Source organism: Bacillus paranthracis (assembly GCF_001883995.1).
GTDB lineage: Bacteria > Bacillota > Bacilli > Bacillales > Bacillaceae_G > Bacillus_A > Bacillus_A paranthracis.
Map to the genome: position 1 here is coordinate 1 of NZ_MACE01000018.1, position 18,206 is coordinate 18,206.

Annotated in this window: 18 protein-coding genes; 5 read left to right on the top strand and 13 right to left on the bottom strand. The window is 35.4% G+C overall.

From position 1 onward, the window contains the following. The coding region (locus BAQ46_RS29405) for a Gly-Xaa-Xaa repeat protein (RefSeq protein ID WP_131801178.1) at window positions 1–505 on the top strand (505 nt) is incomplete at its 5' end. Window positions 506–585: 80 nt separating this feature from the next. Here the strand turns inward: BAQ46_RS29405 and hfq are convergent. After that, complete coding sequence (hfq, locus tag BAQ46_RS06095; RefSeq protein ID WP_000813896.1) at window positions 586–810, bottom strand: RNA chaperone Hfq; 225 nt, start codon at window positions 808–810, stop codon at window positions 586–588. Between the two features lie 21 nt (window positions 811–831). After that, window positions 832–1,785 carry a tRNA (adenosine(37)-N6)-dimethylallyltransferase MiaA gene (gene miaA / locus BAQ46_RS06100; protein WP_071741783.1) on the bottom strand — a complete coding sequence of 318 codons (954 nt, stop codon included), beginning with the start codon at window positions 1,783–1,785 and terminating at the stop codon, window positions 832–834. A 181-nt stretch (window positions 1,786–1,966) separates the two neighbouring features. Here miaA and BAQ46_RS06105 point away from each other — a divergent pair, with 181 nt between their 5' ends. Then, a complete protein-coding gene (locus BAQ46_RS06105) occupies window positions 1,967–2,212 on the top strand; it encodes a hypothetical protein (RefSeq protein ID WP_000814415.1) in 246 nt (81 codons plus the stop codon). Between the two features lie 62 nt (window positions 2,213–2,274). Here BAQ46_RS06105 and entD read toward each other — a convergent pair whose 3' ends face one another. From entD to gabP, 8 genes are all read right to left on the bottom strand, one after another. Next, a complete protein-coding gene (entD, locus tag BAQ46_RS06110) occupies window positions 2,275–3,207 on the bottom strand; it encodes a cell wall-binding protein EntD (protein WP_071741784.1) in 933 nt (310 codons plus the stop codon). A 348-nt stretch (window positions 3,208–3,555) separates the two neighbouring features. After that, complete coding sequence (locus BAQ46_RS06115; RefSeq protein ID WP_071741785.1) at window positions 3,556–5,418, bottom strand: PTS fructose transporter subunit IIABC; 1,863 nt, start codon at window positions 5,416–5,418, stop codon at window positions 3,556–3,558. Between the two features lie 13 nt (window positions 5,419–5,431). Then, the gene (gene pfkB, locus BAQ46_RS06120) at window positions 5,432–6,343 is read right to left on the bottom strand and encodes a 1-phosphofructokinase (protein ID WP_000640766.1); all 912 of its coding nucleotides are present in this window, start codon (window positions 6,341–6,343) and stop codon (window positions 5,432–5,434) included. Further along, the gene (locus tag BAQ46_RS06125; protein WP_071741786.1) at window positions 6,340–7,092 is read right to left on the bottom strand and encodes a DeoR/GlpR family DNA-binding transcription regulator; all 753 of its coding nucleotides are present in this window, start codon (window positions 7,090–7,092) and stop codon (window positions 6,340–6,342) included. The genes pfkB and BAQ46_RS06125 overlap by 4 nt, the downstream gene beginning before the upstream one ends. 158 nt (window positions 7,093–7,250) lie before the next feature. Continuing rightward, entirely contained in the window at window positions 7,251–8,414 is a 1,164-nt protein-coding gene (locus BAQ46_RS06130) for an iron-containing alcohol dehydrogenase (RefSeq protein WP_071741787.1), read from the bottom strand. Window positions 8,415–8,530: 116 nt separating this feature from the next. Then, a complete protein-coding gene (locus tag BAQ46_RS06135; RefSeq protein WP_000228315.1) occupies window positions 8,531–9,073 on the bottom strand; it encodes a DUF420 domain-containing protein in 543 nt (180 codons plus the stop codon). A 317-nt stretch (window positions 9,074–9,390) separates the two neighbouring features. Continuing rightward, on the bottom strand, window positions 9,391–9,729 hold the full coding sequence (locus tag BAQ46_RS06145) for a hypothetical protein (protein ID WP_002028298.1): 339 nt from the start codon (window positions 9,727–9,729) through the stop codon (window positions 9,391–9,393). A gap of 133 nt (window positions 9,730–9,862) precedes the next feature. After that, window positions 9,863–11,257: a GABA permease gene (gene gabP, locus BAQ46_RS06150; protein ID WP_000360117.1), complete on the bottom strand. Its 1,395-nt coding sequence runs from the start codon at window positions 11,255–11,257 to the stop codon at window positions 9,863–9,865. 268 nt (window positions 11,258–11,525) lie between these two features. On the opposite strand from gabP, the gene BAQ46_RS06160 reads away from it, so the two are divergent. Continuing rightward, window positions 11,526–12,608 (top strand): chitinase, encoded by a 1,083-nt coding sequence (locus BAQ46_RS06160; protein ID WP_000932456.1) that lies wholly within the window; start codon window positions 11,526–11,528, stop codon window positions 12,606–12,608. Window positions 12,609–12,719: 111 nt separating this feature from the next. Here BAQ46_RS06160 and BAQ46_RS06170 read toward each other — a convergent pair whose 3' ends face one another. Continuing rightward, window positions 12,720–13,613 carry a metallophosphoesterase gene (locus BAQ46_RS06170; protein WP_071741788.1) on the bottom strand — a complete coding sequence of 298 codons (894 nt, stop codon included), beginning with the start codon at window positions 13,611–13,613 and terminating at the stop codon, window positions 12,720–12,722. A gap of 195 nt (window positions 13,614–13,808) precedes the next feature. On the opposite strand from BAQ46_RS06170, the gene BAQ46_RS06175 reads away from it, so the two are divergent. Then, a complete protein-coding gene (locus BAQ46_RS06175) occupies window positions 13,809–14,624 on the top strand; it encodes a formate/nitrite transporter family protein (protein ID WP_000110527.1) in 816 nt (271 codons plus the stop codon). Between the two features lie 141 nt (window positions 14,625–14,765). Further along, on the top strand, window positions 14,766–15,038 hold the full coding sequence (locus tag BAQ46_RS06180) for an HU family DNA-binding protein (RefSeq protein ID WP_001043904.1): 273 nt from the start codon (window positions 14,766–14,768) through the stop codon (window positions 15,036–15,038). A gap of 19 nt (window positions 15,039–15,057) precedes the next feature. On the opposite strand, the gene BAQ46_RS06185 is transcribed toward BAQ46_RS06180, so the two are convergent. Then, window positions 15,058–15,537, bottom strand: coding sequence for a GNAT family N-acetyltransferase (locus BAQ46_RS06185; RefSeq protein ID WP_071741789.1), 480 nt, complete (start codon window positions 15,535–15,537; stop codon window positions 15,058–15,060). 170 nt (window positions 15,538–15,707) lie between these two features. Continuing rightward, entirely contained in the window at window positions 15,708–18,125 is a 2,418-nt protein-coding gene (locus tag BAQ46_RS06190) for a heavy metal translocating P-type ATPase (RefSeq protein WP_071741790.1), read from the bottom strand. Window positions 18,126–18,206 lie beyond the last annotated feature (81 nt).

Genomic DNA, 18,206 nt, shown 5'->3' on the forward strand with positions numbered 1-18,206 from the left:
TATTCAAGGACCGGCGGGTGCTACTGGTGCCACTGGACCTCAAGGCGTTCAAGGGCCAACGGGCGCTACTGGTATAGGAGTTACCGGACCTACTGGGCCTACTGGACCTAGCTTCCCTATAGCAACAATTGTTGTAACAAACAACATTCAACAAACAGTACTACAATTTAATAACTTTATCTTCAGTACTGCAATTAACGTAAATAATATTATCTTTAATGGCACAGACACAGTTACAGTTATCAACGGTGGTATTTATGTAATTAGCGTATCCATCTCTACAACTGCACCAGGATGTGCGCCACTCGGAGTAGGAATTTCAATAAATGGAGCAGTCGCAACTGACAACTTCTCTTCAAATTTAATAGGCGACTCACTTTCATTTACTACAATCGAAACATTAGCTGCAGGAGCAAACATTTCTGTCCAATCTACTCTTAACGAGATTACGATCCCTGCAACAGGAAATACTAACATTCGTCTAACTGTATTTAGAATCGCTTAAATTTCACTATTTATCGTTTATGGCAAATAAAAAAAGAGCGAGAAACTCGCTCTTTTTTTGTTATGTACAATAATTCATTACTATTCTAATTCAATTGAAACATTTTTTTGTGGTACAAATGTAGAAATTGCATGTTTATAAATAAGCTGTTGCTTACCTTCTGTTTCCAGTAGGACTGTAAAATTATCAAATCCTTTAATTAATCCACGAAGCTGGAAACCATTTAATAAGTACAGCGTAACAAACGTATTCTCTTTACGGAGTTGATTTAAAAACTGATCTTGAATATTGATTGATTGCTTCATGTCGAATCCTCCTCTTTTTCTCTACTTACTATTATTCGACTTTAGTTGTAGCTTTCCTTCTATGTATCGTAAAATTTCTGACGTTTTTTCACCGTCTGTAACATCAAACCATGTGACATCCATCTTATTACGGAACCACGTTAATTGACGTTTTGCATAACGACGTGAATTCGTCTTTAATTGTGATACCGCTTCTTCTAAAGAGACACGATCCTCAAAATAATCATATATCTCTTTATACCCAATCGCTTGAATAGATTGACAATCTCGTATCCCTCGATTATACAACCCTTCTACTTCTTCTAATAAACCTTGGTCCATCATTATATCAACTCGTAAGTTAATGCGATCGTATAGCATTTCACGATCCATTGTCAAGCCAATTAAGGAAACATCGTATAATAACTCGTTTTCTTGTTTTTCAAGTTGATCACTCATTTTTTCACCCGTCGTGTGGAAAATTTCTAACGCCCTAATGACACGGCGTACATTATTTGCATGAATACGCTCAGCGCTGTCTGGGTCTACTTCCTGTAATTTCTTATGTACATATTCCACACCACGTTCTAATGCTAACTTTTCCATTTGTTCTCGGTATATAGCATCACCAGCATCATCCGTAAACTGATAATCGAATAAAACAGATTGTATATACAGACCAGTTCCACCAACGATAATCGGCAATTTACCACGCTTTGTAATCTCGCGAATATGCTTACGAACACGTTCTTGAAATTCGGCAACCGAAAATGATTCTTCCGGATTTTTTATATCAACCATATAATGTGGAATTCCGTCCATCTCTTCTTTCGTCACCTTTGCGGTTCCAATATCCATCGTACGATAAATCTGCATGGAATCTCCACTTATAATTTCACCATTTAACGCTTTGGCAAGATCAATACTTAACTTCGTCTTCCCAACAGCAGTTGGTCCAATGATGACAGCAACTTTTTCACGTTGCACTTCTCCCATATCATTCAACTCTCTTTATGTAATGTACTCCATCTATTGATTATATCCAATCTTACCAATTTTAACGGCATGATTGCAAGTTCTTTCATTACGGTACATGAAATTATAAATAAAAAAGAACATAGTTTGTCCAATTCCGCATATACATGATTAAAAATACCTTCGAGAGGATGAGTTAACTATGAAACAATCCACTATCAATTTTTCATCTTTGACAAAAGACCTCATTTTAGCTACTGCTACAAAAGAACACAATTGTTCACAAGAAGAATTATACTTCGCCTTAAATTGTTTACTACGTTCTTTTCATTCTGCTCTCCAAGAAACAACATTACATCTAGAAAATAAAGATACAGAGTATATACAAAACCAATTTTGCAGCGCATATAAAATTATTACAGGTAAAACTATTTATCCTTTTCAATAATCCATAAAAGGCGATTGCTTACATACTTTCAAGCAACCGCCTTTTATATTAATACACATATACTACTCTATAACTTTCACTTTTACAGATTTGCGCCCCCAGCTATTCGCACTACCATCTGAGCCAACTAAAACATCAATACGATTTCCTTTAATCGCACCACCAGTATCTCCAGCAATCGCTTCTCCATATCCTTCTACCCATACTTTTGATCCAAGTGGAATTACTTTAGGATCAACAGCAATTACTTTCATATTTGGATTCGCTGTTAAGTCATGCCCCATTGCAGTTAATACACGACCACCATACGAACCATTCTCACTCGGATCTGCTGTATATGCTGTCGCTTCTACCGTTATTTCACGTCCACTAGTCGGTGCACTTGTTTCATTAGATTTCGCAACTTGTTTCGTAGTTGACTGCTGTTTTGCCACAGGTTTACTTGATTCTACATTCTTAACAGATTCTTTACTCTTAACTACTTTATTACTTTTAACCGGCGTATTTACTCTTTCCGGCGCTTCTTCTTTCGTTGCAACTTCTTTCTTTTCAATCACTGGTGCCGTTCCTGTTAAAAATGGCACATGAACATATCCTGTTTTTCCATTATAGTCAAATTGCAACCATTCATTTTGAACTTGATTTGTCGTTTCAATTACATCATTTTTATTCAGTTTTCCAATAATTTCTGAGTCAGTATTCGCTCCAGCGCGAACATTTAACACACCCGCCGTCACATAATATGTACTTTTTGTAAATTCAGCACTTACAAATGCTTCTTGACCATTTAATTTAATTTTTGTCCATCCGTTTTCTGTATTTACAACATCTAATTTATTTCCACTTAAAATTTTACCTACAAGCTTAGACTCTACAGTTGGGTTTTCTCTAACATTTAATACGTCTGTTGTTACAATCGTTTCCGCTTTCGCAGAACCTGCAAAAATCCCAAGACCAAAAACTGCCGCCGTTGCTATACCTAATAATTTTTTCATGAATAGCCTCCATTTGCTTTGTTTTCGTATTTTTATTATAGCAACGGATTTTTAAGATTTTTAGAAAACACACAATTACAAACCATTCGTAACATACGATTAATGAGCTGTAACATAAATTTCCATATTAATGAATTACATTTCCAATAGAATTCCCAATAGTTTTCATATATTTTCCACATACAAGCTCCAGAATTTTTTTCCAGAAAAAATTACAGTATTACTTTTTTGTTACAAAAAAATCATATTTCATTACATCTTTTACCAAAATTCATCATTCTCCAATTATCAACCTCCTTTTTTGTAATAAAAAGGAGCAGCTAATAAAAGCTACTCCCTTTACACGTATTATTTAACTTTCTTTTTCCAAATTCCCATCATAAGAGCAGAAACAACTGCCCCTATCAATATCGATAAAATATATAACACTGGTTTATTTACTAAAGCGATAACAAACAATCCACCATGCGGTGCTGGTAATGTAATTTGGAATAACATTGATAATGCACCTGCAATACTTGAACCGACAACACAACTGACAATTACCCGAACCGGATCTGCTGCTGCAAACGGAATCGCACCTTCTGTAATAAACGATGCCCCCATAATATAATTTGTTAAACCAGACTTACGTTCCGCTTCTGTAAACTTCGATTTAAAGAAGGTAGTTGCTAACGCAATTGCAAGCGGTGGCACCATACCACCAGCCATAACCGCTGAATGTACCCCAAAGTTCTTCGCTTCTATCGCAGCAATACCAAACGTAAATGCTGCTTTATTAATTGGACCACCCATATCAATTGCCATCATCGCACCTAAAATAAGACCTAGTAATATAGCATTTGTACCGTTCAAACCATTTAACCATCCTGTTAACATTTCATTCAATGCTACTACAGGCGGAATTACTACTTTTTGCATAACAACTCCTGTAATCAATAATCCAAAGACCGGATATAACAATACAGGTTTAATTCCTTCTAATTGTACTGGTAGGCCTGAAAATAATTTTTTCAATCCTAAAACAACATATCCGGCTAAGAAACCAGCAATTAATCCACCTAAAAATCCAGCATTCGCATGTGCCGCTAAAAATCCTCCGACAACACCGGGCATAAAACCAGGACGATCAGCAATAGAACTAGCAATAAACCCTGCTAAAATTGGTACAAGGAATAAAAATGCCCCTGTTCCCCCTCCTCCAATAGACATGAACAATTCAGCTAAAGGACCTTCTGCTTTTATACCACCAAACGAAAACGCTAGCGCAATTAAAATCCCGCCACCAACAACGAATGGAAGCATATTACTTACGCCGTTCATTAAATGCTTATAAATTCCTAATCCATTTTCTTTCTCCGTATTTTCTGCCTTTCCATCCTCTTTTACACCTTTAAAGATTGGTGCATCTTGTTTTACAGCCCGATTAAGAAGTTTTTCAGTTTTTCTAATCCCGTCAGCGACTGGCACTTGAATAACATGTTTACCAGCAAAACGATTCATTTCTACTTGTTTATCTGCTGCAACAATTATAGCCGTTGCGCGTTCAATATCCTCTTTCGTTAAACCGTTTTTTATACCTGTTGATCCATTCGTTTCAACTTTAATTGCAATTCCTAGCTCTACTGCTTTTGCTTTCAAGCTATCTGCTGCCATATATGTGTGAGCGATTCCAGTCGGGCAAGCTGTAACAGCTAATACGTACGGTTCATTCCCTTCTGGTTTTGCAACTTCAACCTCTTCTTCTTCTTCTTTTTCATTTTCTTTTTCATCAAATAAACGAAGAAGTTCTTCTTCATCCTTCGCTTCTAACAATTGCTTACGAAACCCTTCATCCATTAATAGTGTAGATAGGCGTGATAACGTTTCTAAATGCGTATTATTCGCCCCTTCACTTGCAGCAATCATAAAAAATAAATGCGCAGGTTGTCCGTCAAGCGATTCATAGTTGATACCGCTTACACTTCTACCAAAACAAATCGCTGGTTGCTTAACAGCTTTTGTTTTCGCATGAGGTATAGCAATCCCTTCACCAATGCCGGTTGTACTTTGTGACTCCCTCTTTAAAATAGCTTCTTTAAATTCAGCTTTGCTATTTAAACGATTTGCCCCGTTTAATTTCTCAACTAACTCATCTATGACAGCTTCTTTATTTGAAGCTGTCAAATTCATAATAACTGTATCCCTTTTTAATAGTTCTGTAATTTTCATATGTTGCTTCCCCCTATCGCTTAGTTACAATTACTTGCGACAATAATTCTTCTACTTTTTCCTTTTCACATAAATCGGCTGAAAATGCTGTTGCACTCCCTGTTGCAACGCCATATTGAAATGCCTTTTCAATATCTTTTGTCTGTTCATATCTTCCTACAAATCCCGCAACGAGAGAATCTCCAGCCCCAACCGAATTAATTACAACGCCTTTTGGAATAGTTGCTTCATATATACCTTCTGCCGTAAATAATAAAGCTCCATCTCCGGCCATTGATACGATAACGTGCTCTACACCTTGTTCAACTAATTTTCTTCCATATGGTAAAACATCTTCTACTGTGGAAATCTCTACTCCGAATAACTCACCAAGTTCATGATGATTAGGCTTTATTAAAAATGGTTTATTTTTAACTACATGCTGCAGCGCACTACCACTTGCATCTACTACTACACGAATGCCTTTTTCAGCTCCGAACGCTGCGATTGATTCATAAAAGGTAGTTGGGATAGACGCTGGTACACTTCCAGCTAGTACAACACAATCTCCCTTTTGCATACTTTCAATTTGTTTCATTAATTGTTCAAATTGTTCCTTAGTCACACTAGGTCCTTGCCCATTTAATTCTGTTTCTTCTTGCCCTTTTATTTTCACATTAATTCGAGAATCTCCATCTACTTGGACGAAGTTTGTTGTTACACCTTCCGCCTGTAATACATCTTTAATAAATCGACCGGTAAATCCACCAGTAAATCCTAGCGCTACATTTTCAACACCTAAACGATGAAGAACGCGAGAAACATTAATTCCTTTTCCTCCAGGAAACTTCATATCTTTTTCTGCTCGATTTACTGCGCCTAACTCTAAGGAATTAACTTGTACTATATAATCAATAGATGGGTTTAAAGTTACTGTATAGATCATTGTTTATCAGCCTCAATTACATTGGTTTGTCTTTTATATTTTTCTAAATCAATTTCTAAATGGTTTGTAATAATATTCGCCTCTTCAACATTGGCAATTTTCGCAAACGCAACTTCCGAAAACTTACTTTCATCAATTAAGAAATATCCTTCATTTGCTAATGTTAATGCCATTTGCTTTAAAAGTGCCTCTTCCGGATCTGGTGTTGTAAAACCAAGTTGTTCATGTACACCATTCGCTCCTAAAAAACATTTATCAAAACGATACTTCTGCATGCTTTCCTGTGCCATAGCACCGATTAAAGCTTTCGTCCTACTCTTCATCATTCCGCCTAGTAAATATGCACGAATATGATTTTCAACTAAAGCTTCAATATGCATAAGTCCATTCGTAACAACGGTAACATCCGTATTTATTAAAAATGGAATCATTTCAAATGTTGTACTTCCTGCATCTAAATAAATGCAATCACCTTGTTCCACAACGTTAGCCGCATACTTCGCAATTTGTTGTTTTATTTGAATGTTTTTGGATGATTTTTCAACCATCGTCGGCTCCTGTCCTTTTCCTGTTAAAACAGCTGCACCACCGTGAACTCTTTTTAATAACCGTTGTTTTTCCAATTGCGCTAAATCACGACGAATTGTTGATTCAGAGCTTTCTGTTCTTTCCACTAATTGTTGTAATTTAACAACCTTCTGCTCTTTTACAAGTTGCAATATCATTTGATGACGTTCAGGAGTTAACATTTTATTCACCTCTTCTTTGATTACAGTATAATGAAAACGATCACAAAAATCAACCATAAACATTCACAAATAACCAAAAACAATCACAAACAGTTATAAACAACAAAAAAGAAACCCATTGGATTGTTATATCAAATGGGTTCCTTTACTCGCTTCACTTATAAGGAAGCTTTATATATGCTTAAAACATCGTCGTTATTTAATTTTTTAAAGTTACCAAATTCGCCATAAGCCATCGCTTTATCCGCCATTACATCAATTTCATTTTCTCCAATAGCATAATCAGATAACGTTACTGGTGCTTCAATTGAAGTCCAAAATTGACGTAACGCCTCAATTCCTTCTAACGCAATTTCTCGATCAGTCTTTCCATCTGTTTCTACATCGAATACACGAATAGCGAACTGTTTAAAACGACTTACATTTTCATCTACAACATGCTTCATCCAGTTCGGGAATAAAATCGCAAGGCCACCTCCGTGTGGTATATCATGAACCGCTGAAACCGCGTGCTCAATATTGTGTGTTGCCCAGTCTCCTTTTACTCCCATCGCTAAAATACCGTTTAGCGCCATAGTACCGCAGTATAAAATCGTTTCTCTATGCTCATAATTTTCTAGATCATTTAAAAGCTTAGGAGCTGTCTCAATGACTGTTTTTAAAACAGATTCACAATAACGATCTTGTAATTCTGTATTTGTTCCATGATGGAAATATTGTTCTAATACGTGTGACATAATATCTACCATACCGTAAATTGTTTGATCCCTCGGTACAGACGCAGTATGAGCTGGATCTAAAATTGAAAACTGAGGGAAGGTAACTGGGCTACCCCAGCCATATTTTTCATTCGTTTCCCAGTTTGTAATGACAGAACCAGCATTCATTTCAGATCCTGTTGCCGCAAGAGTAAGCACAGTACCAAATGGTAATGCCTCACTGGCAAATGTTTTTTTCGTTACAATATCCCACACATCTCCATCGTACTTACTACCAGCTGCAATTGCCTTCGTACAGTCGATTACACTACCTCCACCAACTGCTAAAATAAATTCAACACCATTATCTTTACAAATTTGAATCCCTTTCTTTACAGTTGATACACGTGGATTCGGTTCAACACCTGTCAATTCAAATACTTCTGCATTTATTTCCTTTAAAATAGAAATTACATTATCATAAATACCGTTTCTTTTAATGCTACCTCCCCCGTATACGAGAAGAACTTTTTTACCGAACTGTGGAATTTCAGTTTTCAATTGCTCTAATTGACCTTTACCGAAAATAAGTTTCGTTGGATTACGAAATACAAAATTTTGCATATCCCTTTACCATCCCTTCTATATGAAAAGCAACTATACTTTTGTATACCATATTTTTTTCATTTTACAAAAACATTTGCCTAACAAAAAAATCCCAGCCTATAGGCTGAGATTTTTTATTGATAATAAGGTGAGATCATTAAGTAAACAATAACACCAGATAAACTTACATATAACCAAATCGGCATCGTCCAACGTACAATTTTACGATGACGTGTTAATTGATTTGTAAAACCAAATACAAGTGCAAACAATGCAAGTGGTACGATAATTGCTGCAAGGATAATATGTGTAATTAAAATGATGAAATACACATATTTAATGAATCCTTCGCCACCAAAATGTGTTGCTGGCGCCAAGTAATGATACGATAAATAAGAAACACAAAATAGCAACGTCGTTGTAAATGCTGCTAGGATGAAGCCACGATGCATTTTCACATTCTTCTTAATAATAGAGAATAACGCTGCTAATAAAAATACGAACGTAAAGCTATTAAAAATTGCGTTTAACATTGGTAAAATCGTTACATCAAAATGTACTTCTCCTTCATAGCCAACAGGTCCAAAGAACAAAAATAAAATAATCGCATTTACAATTACAGAAAGCGTTATCACAATAGGAGCATAGCTTTTCTGATTTGTTGATTGATCCACCAAAATGGTCACTCCCTCTTCCTTCAAATATGTATACGTAACCTCACTATTTTAACATACTATTCACAGTGTAAATGTGACAATAGTTTGACACAGCAAGACAAAACAAAGAAAAAATCCTTCTTAATAAAACTTCTTAAGAAGGATTTTATCGCTTTATTATTCAAATAGCAATGCGATTAGTTTTTGTTAAAAAATGTATCGCTATATGCTTGAAAAATTTCAGACACTTGATATCCCATTAAAGAAATTGCTGTTAATGAAAAGAAACCAATCATAAGAAATCGAAACCACATATAAATCTCCTCCTTGTATTTAGCTTAAAGAACATTCGCTATATTACAAGTTGAGTGGCACTCTTCATCGTCACTTTCCTTTTTCTTTACAATTGCTGTAATAAATCGAATCATAAAGAAAAATACAAAAGGAAATTGTTCGTAATTTACCTTGGCATAGTTCAGCAACGGCTCGCGTTGCATATCGAACGGGGATGAGAAGGAATAGAACATACCTTGCTCTTCCATATATACAATTACAATTTTCATACAAAATACGATTCCTAGAAACGAAACAATATCTTGCCATTCTGTCGTATATAGCAGGTTATACAGCTCTAATACGTACTCTTCCATCGTCATCCCCCCTTCCTTTTTTATCATTTTGCTCGCCTTCGCATAAAAAGTCAAGAAAAAAGTTTATATTCACTATGACAATAGTAATTACTCATTTTTATGATTATATATGATTCTTTTATAGCAATGATTGGGTGTAACTCTCTTCGAAAACAAGAAATTAGAATCGCACAGATTCCTCATTCTTACTTGTAGTATTCGATACTGTACTATTTTTATTTCTATTAAAAATAAAATAAGAAAGTATTATAAGAACAGTAACAAGCATCGTCAAAAGTGCTTGTGAACGTAAAGATTCAATTGCAAGCATCGCAACTAAAACAGCTATAATAGCGGCAATTGTAACATACGTTACATACGGGAAAAACCACATTTTCACTTTCAAATTTTGTTGTTCTACTTTCCCCATTTTTTTACGGATCTTTAAATGCGAAACAGCTATAACGAGATAAACGAGTAACGCAATTCCGCCAGATGCATTGACTAAAAATAAAAAGACTTTATCTGGAGATATATAACTAAAAACAACTCCAATATAAGCGAAGAACGTTCCGAATAAAACGGCCCGAACTGGAACACCACTACTATTCAATTTCAAAAATGCCTTTGGAGCATCTCCTCTTTCTGCCATTGAAAAAAGCATTCTTGAGTTCGTATATAAACCAGAATTTAAACAAGAAAGTACAGCTGTTAAAACGATAAAATTCATAATTTGTGCTGCCGCTGGTATCCCTATATGTTCCAGTACCGCTACAAACGGACTTTTTAATATGTTCGCTGAATTCCATGGAAGAAGTGTAACAACTACAGCAATCGATCCAATGAAAAATACGAGAATACGCCAAATTACACTATTTGTTGCTGTTTTTACTGCTTTTACAGGTTCAGCAGATTCTCCAGCAGCTACTGCAACAATCTCAGATCCCATAAATGAAAATATAACGACAGTAATTCCAAGTAGCACCGAACTTATACCGTTTGGCATAAATCCTCCTTGTCCTACTAAATTCGAAGTGCCAGGTGCTTCCGTTCCTGGTACAAATCCTAAAATAACAGCTAGTCCAAGACAAAGGAACAAAATAATACTTATTACTTTAATAAAAGAAAACCAATATTCAAACTCTCCAAATGATTTCACCGAAAAAACATTCGTCAATGTTAATAAAATCGTTAATATTAGGCTTAATAACCAAAGTGGGATTTCTGGAATCCAGTATTGAATAATACCAGCACCTGCTGTGGCTTCTATCGCAATAACAATTACCCAGAAAAACCAATATAGCCACCCAATTGTATAACCGGCCCATGGACCAATTGCTTCTCTTGCATATGTTGCAAATGACCCACTTGTCGGGTTAATAGCTGCCATTTCCCCAAGCATTCTCATAACGAAAACGACTAGAAGTCCTGCTAATGCATATGAAACGATAGAACCTGGCCCTGCTGAATGCACAACTGCCCCACTTCCAACAAACAAACCAGCTCCTATTACGCCGCCAATTGAGATCATTGTAATGTGGCGTATTTTGAGGTCTTTCTTAAGATTTTTATCCAACTCTTATACATCCCCTTCCAAACGTAATTTTGAAATTTATGTAAGAGTATTATGTGAAAACCTTGCCTACACTTTAAAATATATCAAAATATTCTGAATTTAACAATTGTAATGCAAGCTCCTATAAAAATTATTACATTAGGTTTAATAATTTTCCATATACAATTGTTGAGAAAATTATAGCTACCTTACGAAAGAACGAATTTTCAGATATCATTAAATAAACAAGATTATACATCTAGACAACTTTTTGTATAGGAGTGTTGATATGTTAAACAAGTTCAAATTCATTTGTTGTACGTTATTCATTTTTTTACTGCTACCACTAGCCCCCTTTCAAGCACAAGCAGCAAACAATTTAGGATCAAAACTACTCGTTGGATACTGGCATAACTTTGATAACGGTACTGGCATTATTAAATTAAGAGACGTTTCACCAAAATGGGATGTAATTAATGTATCTTTCGGGGAAACTGGTGGTGATCGTTCTACTGTTGAATTTTCTCCTGTGTATGGTACAGATGCAGAATTCAAATCAGATATTTCTTATTTAAAGAGTAAAGGAAAAAAAGTAGTTCTTTCAATTGGTGGACAAAATGGAGTCGTTTTACTTCCTGACAATGCCGCTAAGCAACGCTTTATTAATTCCATACAATCTCTCATTGATAAATACGGTTTTGATGGAATAGATATTGACCTTGAATCAGGTATTTACTTAAACGGAAATGACACTAATTTCAAAAACCCAACTACTCCTCAAATCGTAAATCTTATTTCGGCTATTCGAACAATCTCAGATCATTACGGTCCCGACTTTCTATTAAGCATGGCTCCTGAAACAGCTTATGTTCAAGGCGGTTATAGTGCATACGGAAGCATCTGGGGTGCATATTTACCGATTATTTACGGAGTGAAAGACAAACTGACATACATTCACGTTCAACACTACAACGCTGGCAGCGGGGTTGGAATGGACGGTAATAACTACAATCAAGGTACTGCAGACTACGAGGTCGCTATGGCAGATATGCTCTTACATGGTTTTCCTGTAGGTGGTAATGCAAATAACATGTTCCCAGCTCTTCGTTCGGATCAAGTAATGATTGGACTTCCTGCAGCACCAGCGGCCGCTCCAAGTGGTGGGTATATTTCTCCAACTGAAATGAAAAAAGCTTTAGATTATATCATTAAGGGAATTCCTTTCGGAGGAAAGTATAAACTTTCAAATGAGAGTGGCTATCCTGCATTCCGCGGCCTAATGTCTTGGTCTATTAATTGGGATGCAAAAAACAACTTTGAATTCTCTAGTAACTATAGAACATATTTCGATGCGATTCCCTTGCAAAAATAATGAAAACAACAATAGGTTTTATATGACCTATTGTTGTTTTTTATTTACCACCAATTAACATCGCTCGTTCATCAAAATCAAATTAAGAATGATGATGTGGAATTGAATACATTAGTTACTATTTTGCTTCAATACAAATACTGAAAGTTCAGGTACACTCCAAAATCTAACAGGCATTCGGGTTGTCCCAATACCACGATTTACATATAAATATAACGGCTTACTCTTCCCCTCTACTTCATACATACCTTCAACATGACTCTCAGCTAGTTTTGTCGTAATGAATGGACCGATAAAAGGAATTTGAACTTGTCCTCCGTGACTATGGCCTGACATTTGAAAATCAACTGGGTAACGTGCTACTTTGTCTACAACATCCGGCTCATGTACTAATAACATATTGAAATCTTGTTGCCTTACATGTTTTAAAGTTGAGTCTATTTGCGGCTTACCTAATAAAAAATCATCCAAACCTGATATTGTAATATATTTGCCGTTTTCCGCTTTAATTTTCTGCACTTCATTGACTAACACAGCGAAACCAGCTTCCTCCATATATTTTTTATAAAATAAACTACCTCCGCCGCCTCTATCATGATTCCCAAACACTGCATATTTCCCTAAGGGTGCATGTATTTTTTGTAAAATCCCTTTCGCTTCTTCTCTTTCGGCTTTATACGATCCAAACTTATCTATTAAATCCCCTGTGAAAACTACTACATCCGGACTTAATGCATTTATCTTCTCCACCAAATTTTCTAATTGTTTCAGTGTGAATTCTGGCCCTAAATGTACATCTGAGAACTGCAATATTTTTTTATTATGAAACTCTTTAGGAATTGTAGAAGATTCTATTTCATTCCACGTAACTGTTACTAGTTTTCGTTCTATTTCTGTCGCATAGAAATACAAACTTATAGAAATCATTACTACACTTACAAAACTGATTATAGATACCTTGACGATTGATTTTTTTTGTTCTTCTTTTACGTGATACGTATTCATGTTCTCACCTCTAGAAGTACTTTAAAACCTTATTGTTACATGAATGTGACAACACGAACAATGTTAGTTATATTTAATTCCAGCCCTGCTCACTTTGACAAATTTATACAGAAGTCATAACATATTTTTATAATACATAGATTCTTAAAAATGTTCCATTTATTCTTTTATCATTTTATTAAGGAGAGATTATTCATGTCTGTATTTACACCAGAAGAAATTACGGAACTTGCTGCTAATTCCGGAAGAAAAAAAGCTCATTTATCATTACTCCCTATGTTAATTCTTGGTTTTTTTGGCGGTGCTTTCATAGCATTAGGGTATTTACTCGATATTCATGTTATTGGAACAATGCCAAAGGCTTGGGGATCATTTACTAGTTTTCTAGGCGCTGCTGTATTCCCTATCGGTCTTATTCTCGTTATTCTTGCAGGCGGTGAACTAGTAACTGGTAACATGATGACAGTTTCCATGGCCTGGCTTCAAAAGAAAATTACTTTATTTTATTTCATACGAAATTTAATTATTGTTACATTGAGCAATTTCATAGGTGCTGTATTCGTTGCTTATTTTTTCGGTCATATCGTCGGATTAACAGAGGGAGCTTTTTTAGCAAAAACAGTTTCTATTGCGCAAGCTAAACTACAAGATACACCACTACAAGCCTTCATTTCTGCAATCGGATGTAATTGGCTCGTTTGTTTAGCTGTTTGGCTTAGTATGGGAAGTAAAGAATTTATCGGAAAGATTATCGGCATTTGGTTCCCAGTTATGACTTTTGTTGCAATTGGATTTCAACACGTTGTAGCCAATATGTTTGTCATCCCAGCTATAATTTTTGCAGGTCATTTAACTTGGTTTGAATATTTTCCAAACTTCATTTTTGTTTTCTTCGGAAACTTAGTAGGAGGTATGTTATTTGTAGCGTTACCTTATTTCATATCTTATAATAAGAAACTACCTTCTACTAAAGAACAAACGGAATTAAAGAAAAAATCTGTATCCGCTTAAATGGAACGACTATACAGCAATCCTGAAAAATATTACAAATTCCATTTTTTTTATGAATATATGTGCGTACACTTGTTCTTGAATGTTTTATACGTTATAATAACAACTTAAATAGCATTATTTACATATGAGGTGAAAAACATGAACAAAACAGAATTAATCAAAAACGTAGCACAAAATGCTGAGATTTCTCAAAAAGAAGCTACTGTAGTTGTACAAACTGTAGTAGAATCAATCACTAACACTTTAGCTGCTGGTGAAAAAGTACAACTTATCGGATTCGGTACATTCGAAGTTCGCGAAAGAGCTGCTCGTACAGGCCGTAACCCACAAACTGGTGAAGAAATGCAAATCGCAGCTTCTAAAGTACCTGCTTTCAAAGCTGGTAAAGAACTAAAAGAAGCTGTAAAATAATGAAAAATAGCCTTCTCGTTTACGAGAGGGCTATTTTTTTCATTACATAATTAATAAAAATCTGACCATTATGCTCTTTCTTTTGTTCCTTTATGCAAATAAAGCCTTTACTTTCAAAAAAAGGTTTTGCTGTAATACTCGCTTCTGTATATATCTCCCTATGCCCCAAGTTCACTGCTTCTTGTTCTAACTTTTGTAGTATGTATGAAGCTATCCTTTTCCTTTGATAATCTTTATGTGTAAATAAACGATCTACGTAATGATCCTCATTATAATCCCCAAATCCGACTATCATACCGTTATAATCCGCTACATAACTAATATTCTTTTCTAAAGACTTTAACCAGCTTTCCCTATCTAGTTGATCTGGTGCCCATGCCTGTAGCTGTAACACGTTATAATCTTTTGCATTAATTGTATGAACTGTTTCATAGAACAACTGTAATACTTGACCTAAATCATCTTTATGGAAGGCCCTAATGATTGTATCTTTTAACATATTTGAATCTCCTTACTACACTATCATTTAACTTTTCTACCATTTATGATTCAATATTTTTGCTTTATTATATCTTTTTTCTTTCTATATAAACAAAAAACAATACTTGTTTCAAAGTATTGTTTTTTGTTTAAAAGCCTATGAAATTACTCTATAAATTTACATTTTTATTATTTTAACTTCACTCTTTGCAATCGTAATGCATTTAATACAACTGATACAGAACTAAATGCCATAGCCGCTCCTGCAACCCAAGGTGCTAAGAAACCGAACGCTGCAATCGGGATTCCTAAACCGTTATAAGCTAGTGCCCAGAATAAATTTTGCTTAATATTTCTTATCGTCATCTTACTCATAAAGATTGCATCAGCAATACTATTTAAATCGCCACGAATTAACGTAATATCTGCCGCTTCCATCGCTACATCCGTTCCTGTTCCAATTGCCATACCGATATCCGCCGTAGCAAGTGCTGGAGCATCATTTATTCCATCTCCAACCATTGCTACTTTCTTACCTTGCGCTTGCAATTTTTTCACTTCTTCTGCTTTTCCTTCTGGTAATACTTCTGCAATTACGTGATCAATGCCAACTTGCCCCGCAATTGCCTGAGCAGTTTGTGTATTATCTCCTGTAATCATCACAACGTCTAGACCCATTTTCTTAAGTCTTGCGATAGCTGCTTTTGAAGTATCTTTTACAGTATCTGCAACGGCAACTATACCGGCATATTCTTTATCAATCGCAATAAGCATTGCTGTTTTGCCTTCTCGTTCTAACTCTTCCATCGATTTAGAAACTTCTTCAATATCAACATTGAATTTCTTCATTAATCGGCGTGTACCAATTAATAATTGTTTCCCTTCTACAACTGATTCAATACCGAATCCAGGAATCGCTTCAAACGTTTCTGAACTTGGAATATTAATTTTCTTTTCTTTAATGCCTTCTACAATTGCTTCCGCAAGTGGATGTTCAGAATTTTTTTCTGCCGCACCTACTAAACGTAGCATTTCTTCTTCATGGAATCCATCTGCTACAATTACATCTGTTAACACCGGCTTCCCGTTTGTAACAGTACCTGTTTTATCTAGAATAACTGTATCCAATCGATGCGTTGCTTCCAAATGCTCTCCGCCTTTAAATAAAATACCATACTCAGCTGATCTTCCTGATCCAGCCATAATAGATGTAGGTGTCGCAAGACCTAATGCACATGGACAAGCGATAACAAGTACTGCTATCATTTTCTCAAGTGCTCCGCCAAAATCACCTGGTGTAACAAATATCATCCACACTGCAAATGTAATAATAGCAATCACAACTACAACCGGTACGAAAATACCTGAAATTTGATCTGCTACCCTTTGAATAGGAGCTTTTGAACCTTGAGCCTCTTCTACTACTTTAATAATTTGAGCTAATGCAGTATCTCTTCCTACCTTAGTTGCTTTCACTTTTAAGAATCCATTTTTATTCATTGTAGAACCGATTACTACATCCCCAATTGTTTTATCAACTGGAATACTTTCACCTGTTAACATCGATTCATCTATTGCTGACTTTCCTTCTACAATCTCACCATCTACCGGAATTTTTTCACCAGGCTTTACATAAACGATATCACCAGCTACTACTTCTTCGATTAAAATTTTCATTTCTGTTCCATCTCGCACAACTGTAGCTGTCTTTGCTTGTAAACCCATCAACTTTTTAATTGCTTCTGATGAACGTCCCTTTGCTTTTGCTTCAAATAATTTACCTAAAATAATTAGTGTAATAAGTACCGCGCTCGTTTCAAAATATAAATCTGTCATGTGTTCCGAAGAACCGATAGATTGAATGCTTAAATATACACTATAGAAATAGGCGGCCGACGTTCCAAGTGCCACAAGAACATCCATGTTAGCACTTTTATTACGTAACGCTTTATAAGCCCCAACATAAAACTGTCCACCAATGATAAATTGAACTGGCGTTGCAAGAGCTAGCTGCACCCAAGGGTTCATAAGCATATCAGGTAAATAAATAAACGATGTAAATGAGAAGTGACTTACCATTGCCCACAGTAACGGGAATGATAAAATAAACGAAATAATAAACTTCTTCTTTTGTCGCTCAATTTCTTGTAAGCGATGATCAGTTGATCCATCTTGCTCATCTGATTTCACTTCCAATTTATATCCTAATTTCGTAATTGCACTCTTCATTTCATTTACATTAATTTCATCAGGATTAAAATCTACTGTAGCTGATTCCAAAGCGAAATTTACTGTCGCCCCGTTCACACCTTCTAACTTATTTAAACGCTTTTCTACTCTATTGGCACATGCTGCGCATGTCATTCCTGAAACAGTAAATTCAGCTTTATCACTTACAATTCCATATCCTAACGATTCAACTTTTTGCTTAAACTGTTGCGGATTTGTTTTTTGGGGATCATACATTATTTTCGTTTTTTCAAGTGCAAAATTTACATTTGCATCATGAACACCTTCTACTTTTTTTAGGCCTTTTTCAATTCTATTTGCACATGCGGCACATGTCATTCCTGATATTTGAAGATTGGCCTCTTTTTGTTCATTCATGTCTCTCACCTCTATATACCCTTATGAGGTATAATTATTAGCAAAATAAATCGTACTTCCTATAAAGTACGATTTATTTCC

What these genes read in the sequence shown, in the direction of transcription:
- hfq (WP_000813896.1), bottom strand. Translation starts at nt 810, where the DNA reads ATGAAGCAATCAATCAATATTCAAGATCAGTTTTTAAATCAACTCCGT.
- pfkB (WP_000640766.1), bottom strand. Translation starts at nt 6,343, where the DNA reads ATGATCTATACAGTAACTTTAAACCCATCTATTGATTATATAGTACAA.
- BAQ46_RS06115 (WP_071741785.1), bottom strand. Translation starts at nt 5,418, where the DNA reads ATGAAAATTACAGAACTATTAAAAAGGGATACAGTTATTATGAATTTG.
- BAQ46_RS06180 (WP_001043904.1), top strand. Translation starts at nt 14,766, where the DNA reads ATGAACAAAACAGAATTAATCAAAAACGTAGCACAAAATGCTGAGATT.
- BAQ46_RS06170 (WP_071741788.1), bottom strand. Translation starts at nt 13,613, where the DNA reads ATGAATACGTATCACGTAAAAGAAGAACAAAAAAAATCAATCGTCAAG.
- BAQ46_RS06190 (WP_071741790.1), bottom strand. Translation starts at nt 18,125, where the DNA reads ATGAATGAACAAAAAGAGGCCAATCTTCAAATATCAGGAATGACATGT.
- BAQ46_RS06130 (WP_071741787.1), bottom strand. Translation starts at nt 8,414, where the DNA reads ATGCAAAATTTTGTATTTCGTAATCCAACGAAACTTATTTTCGGTAAA.
- BAQ46_RS06185 (WP_071741789.1), bottom strand. Translation starts at nt 15,537, where the DNA reads ATGTTAAAAGATACAATCATTAGGGCCTTCCATAAAGATGATTTAGGT.
- entD (WP_071741784.1), bottom strand. Translation starts at nt 3,207, where the DNA reads ATGAAAAAATTATTAGGTATAGCAACGGCGGCAGTTTTTGGTCTTGGG.
- miaA (WP_071741783.1), bottom strand. Translation starts at nt 1,785, where the DNA reads ATGGGAGAAGTGCAACGTGAAAAAGTTGCTGTCATCATTGGACCAACT.
- BAQ46_RS06125 (WP_071741786.1), bottom strand. Translation starts at nt 7,092, where the DNA reads ATGTTAACTCCTGAACGTCATCAAATGATATTGCAACTTGTAAAAGAG.
- BAQ46_RS06175 (WP_000110527.1), top strand. Translation starts at nt 13,809, where the DNA reads ATGTCTGTATTTACACCAGAAGAAATTACGGAACTTGCTGCTAATTCC.
- BAQ46_RS06145 (WP_002028298.1), bottom strand. Translation starts at nt 9,729, where the DNA reads ATGATAAAAAAGGAAGGGGGGATGACGATGGAAGAGTACGTATTAGAG.
- BAQ46_RS06105 (WP_000814415.1), top strand. Translation starts at nt 1,967, where the DNA reads ATGAAACAATCCACTATCAATTTTTCATCTTTGACAAAAGACCTCATT.
- BAQ46_RS06160 (WP_000932456.1), top strand. Translation starts at nt 11,526, where the DNA reads ATGTTAAACAAGTTCAAATTCATTTGTTGTACGTTATTCATTTTTTTA.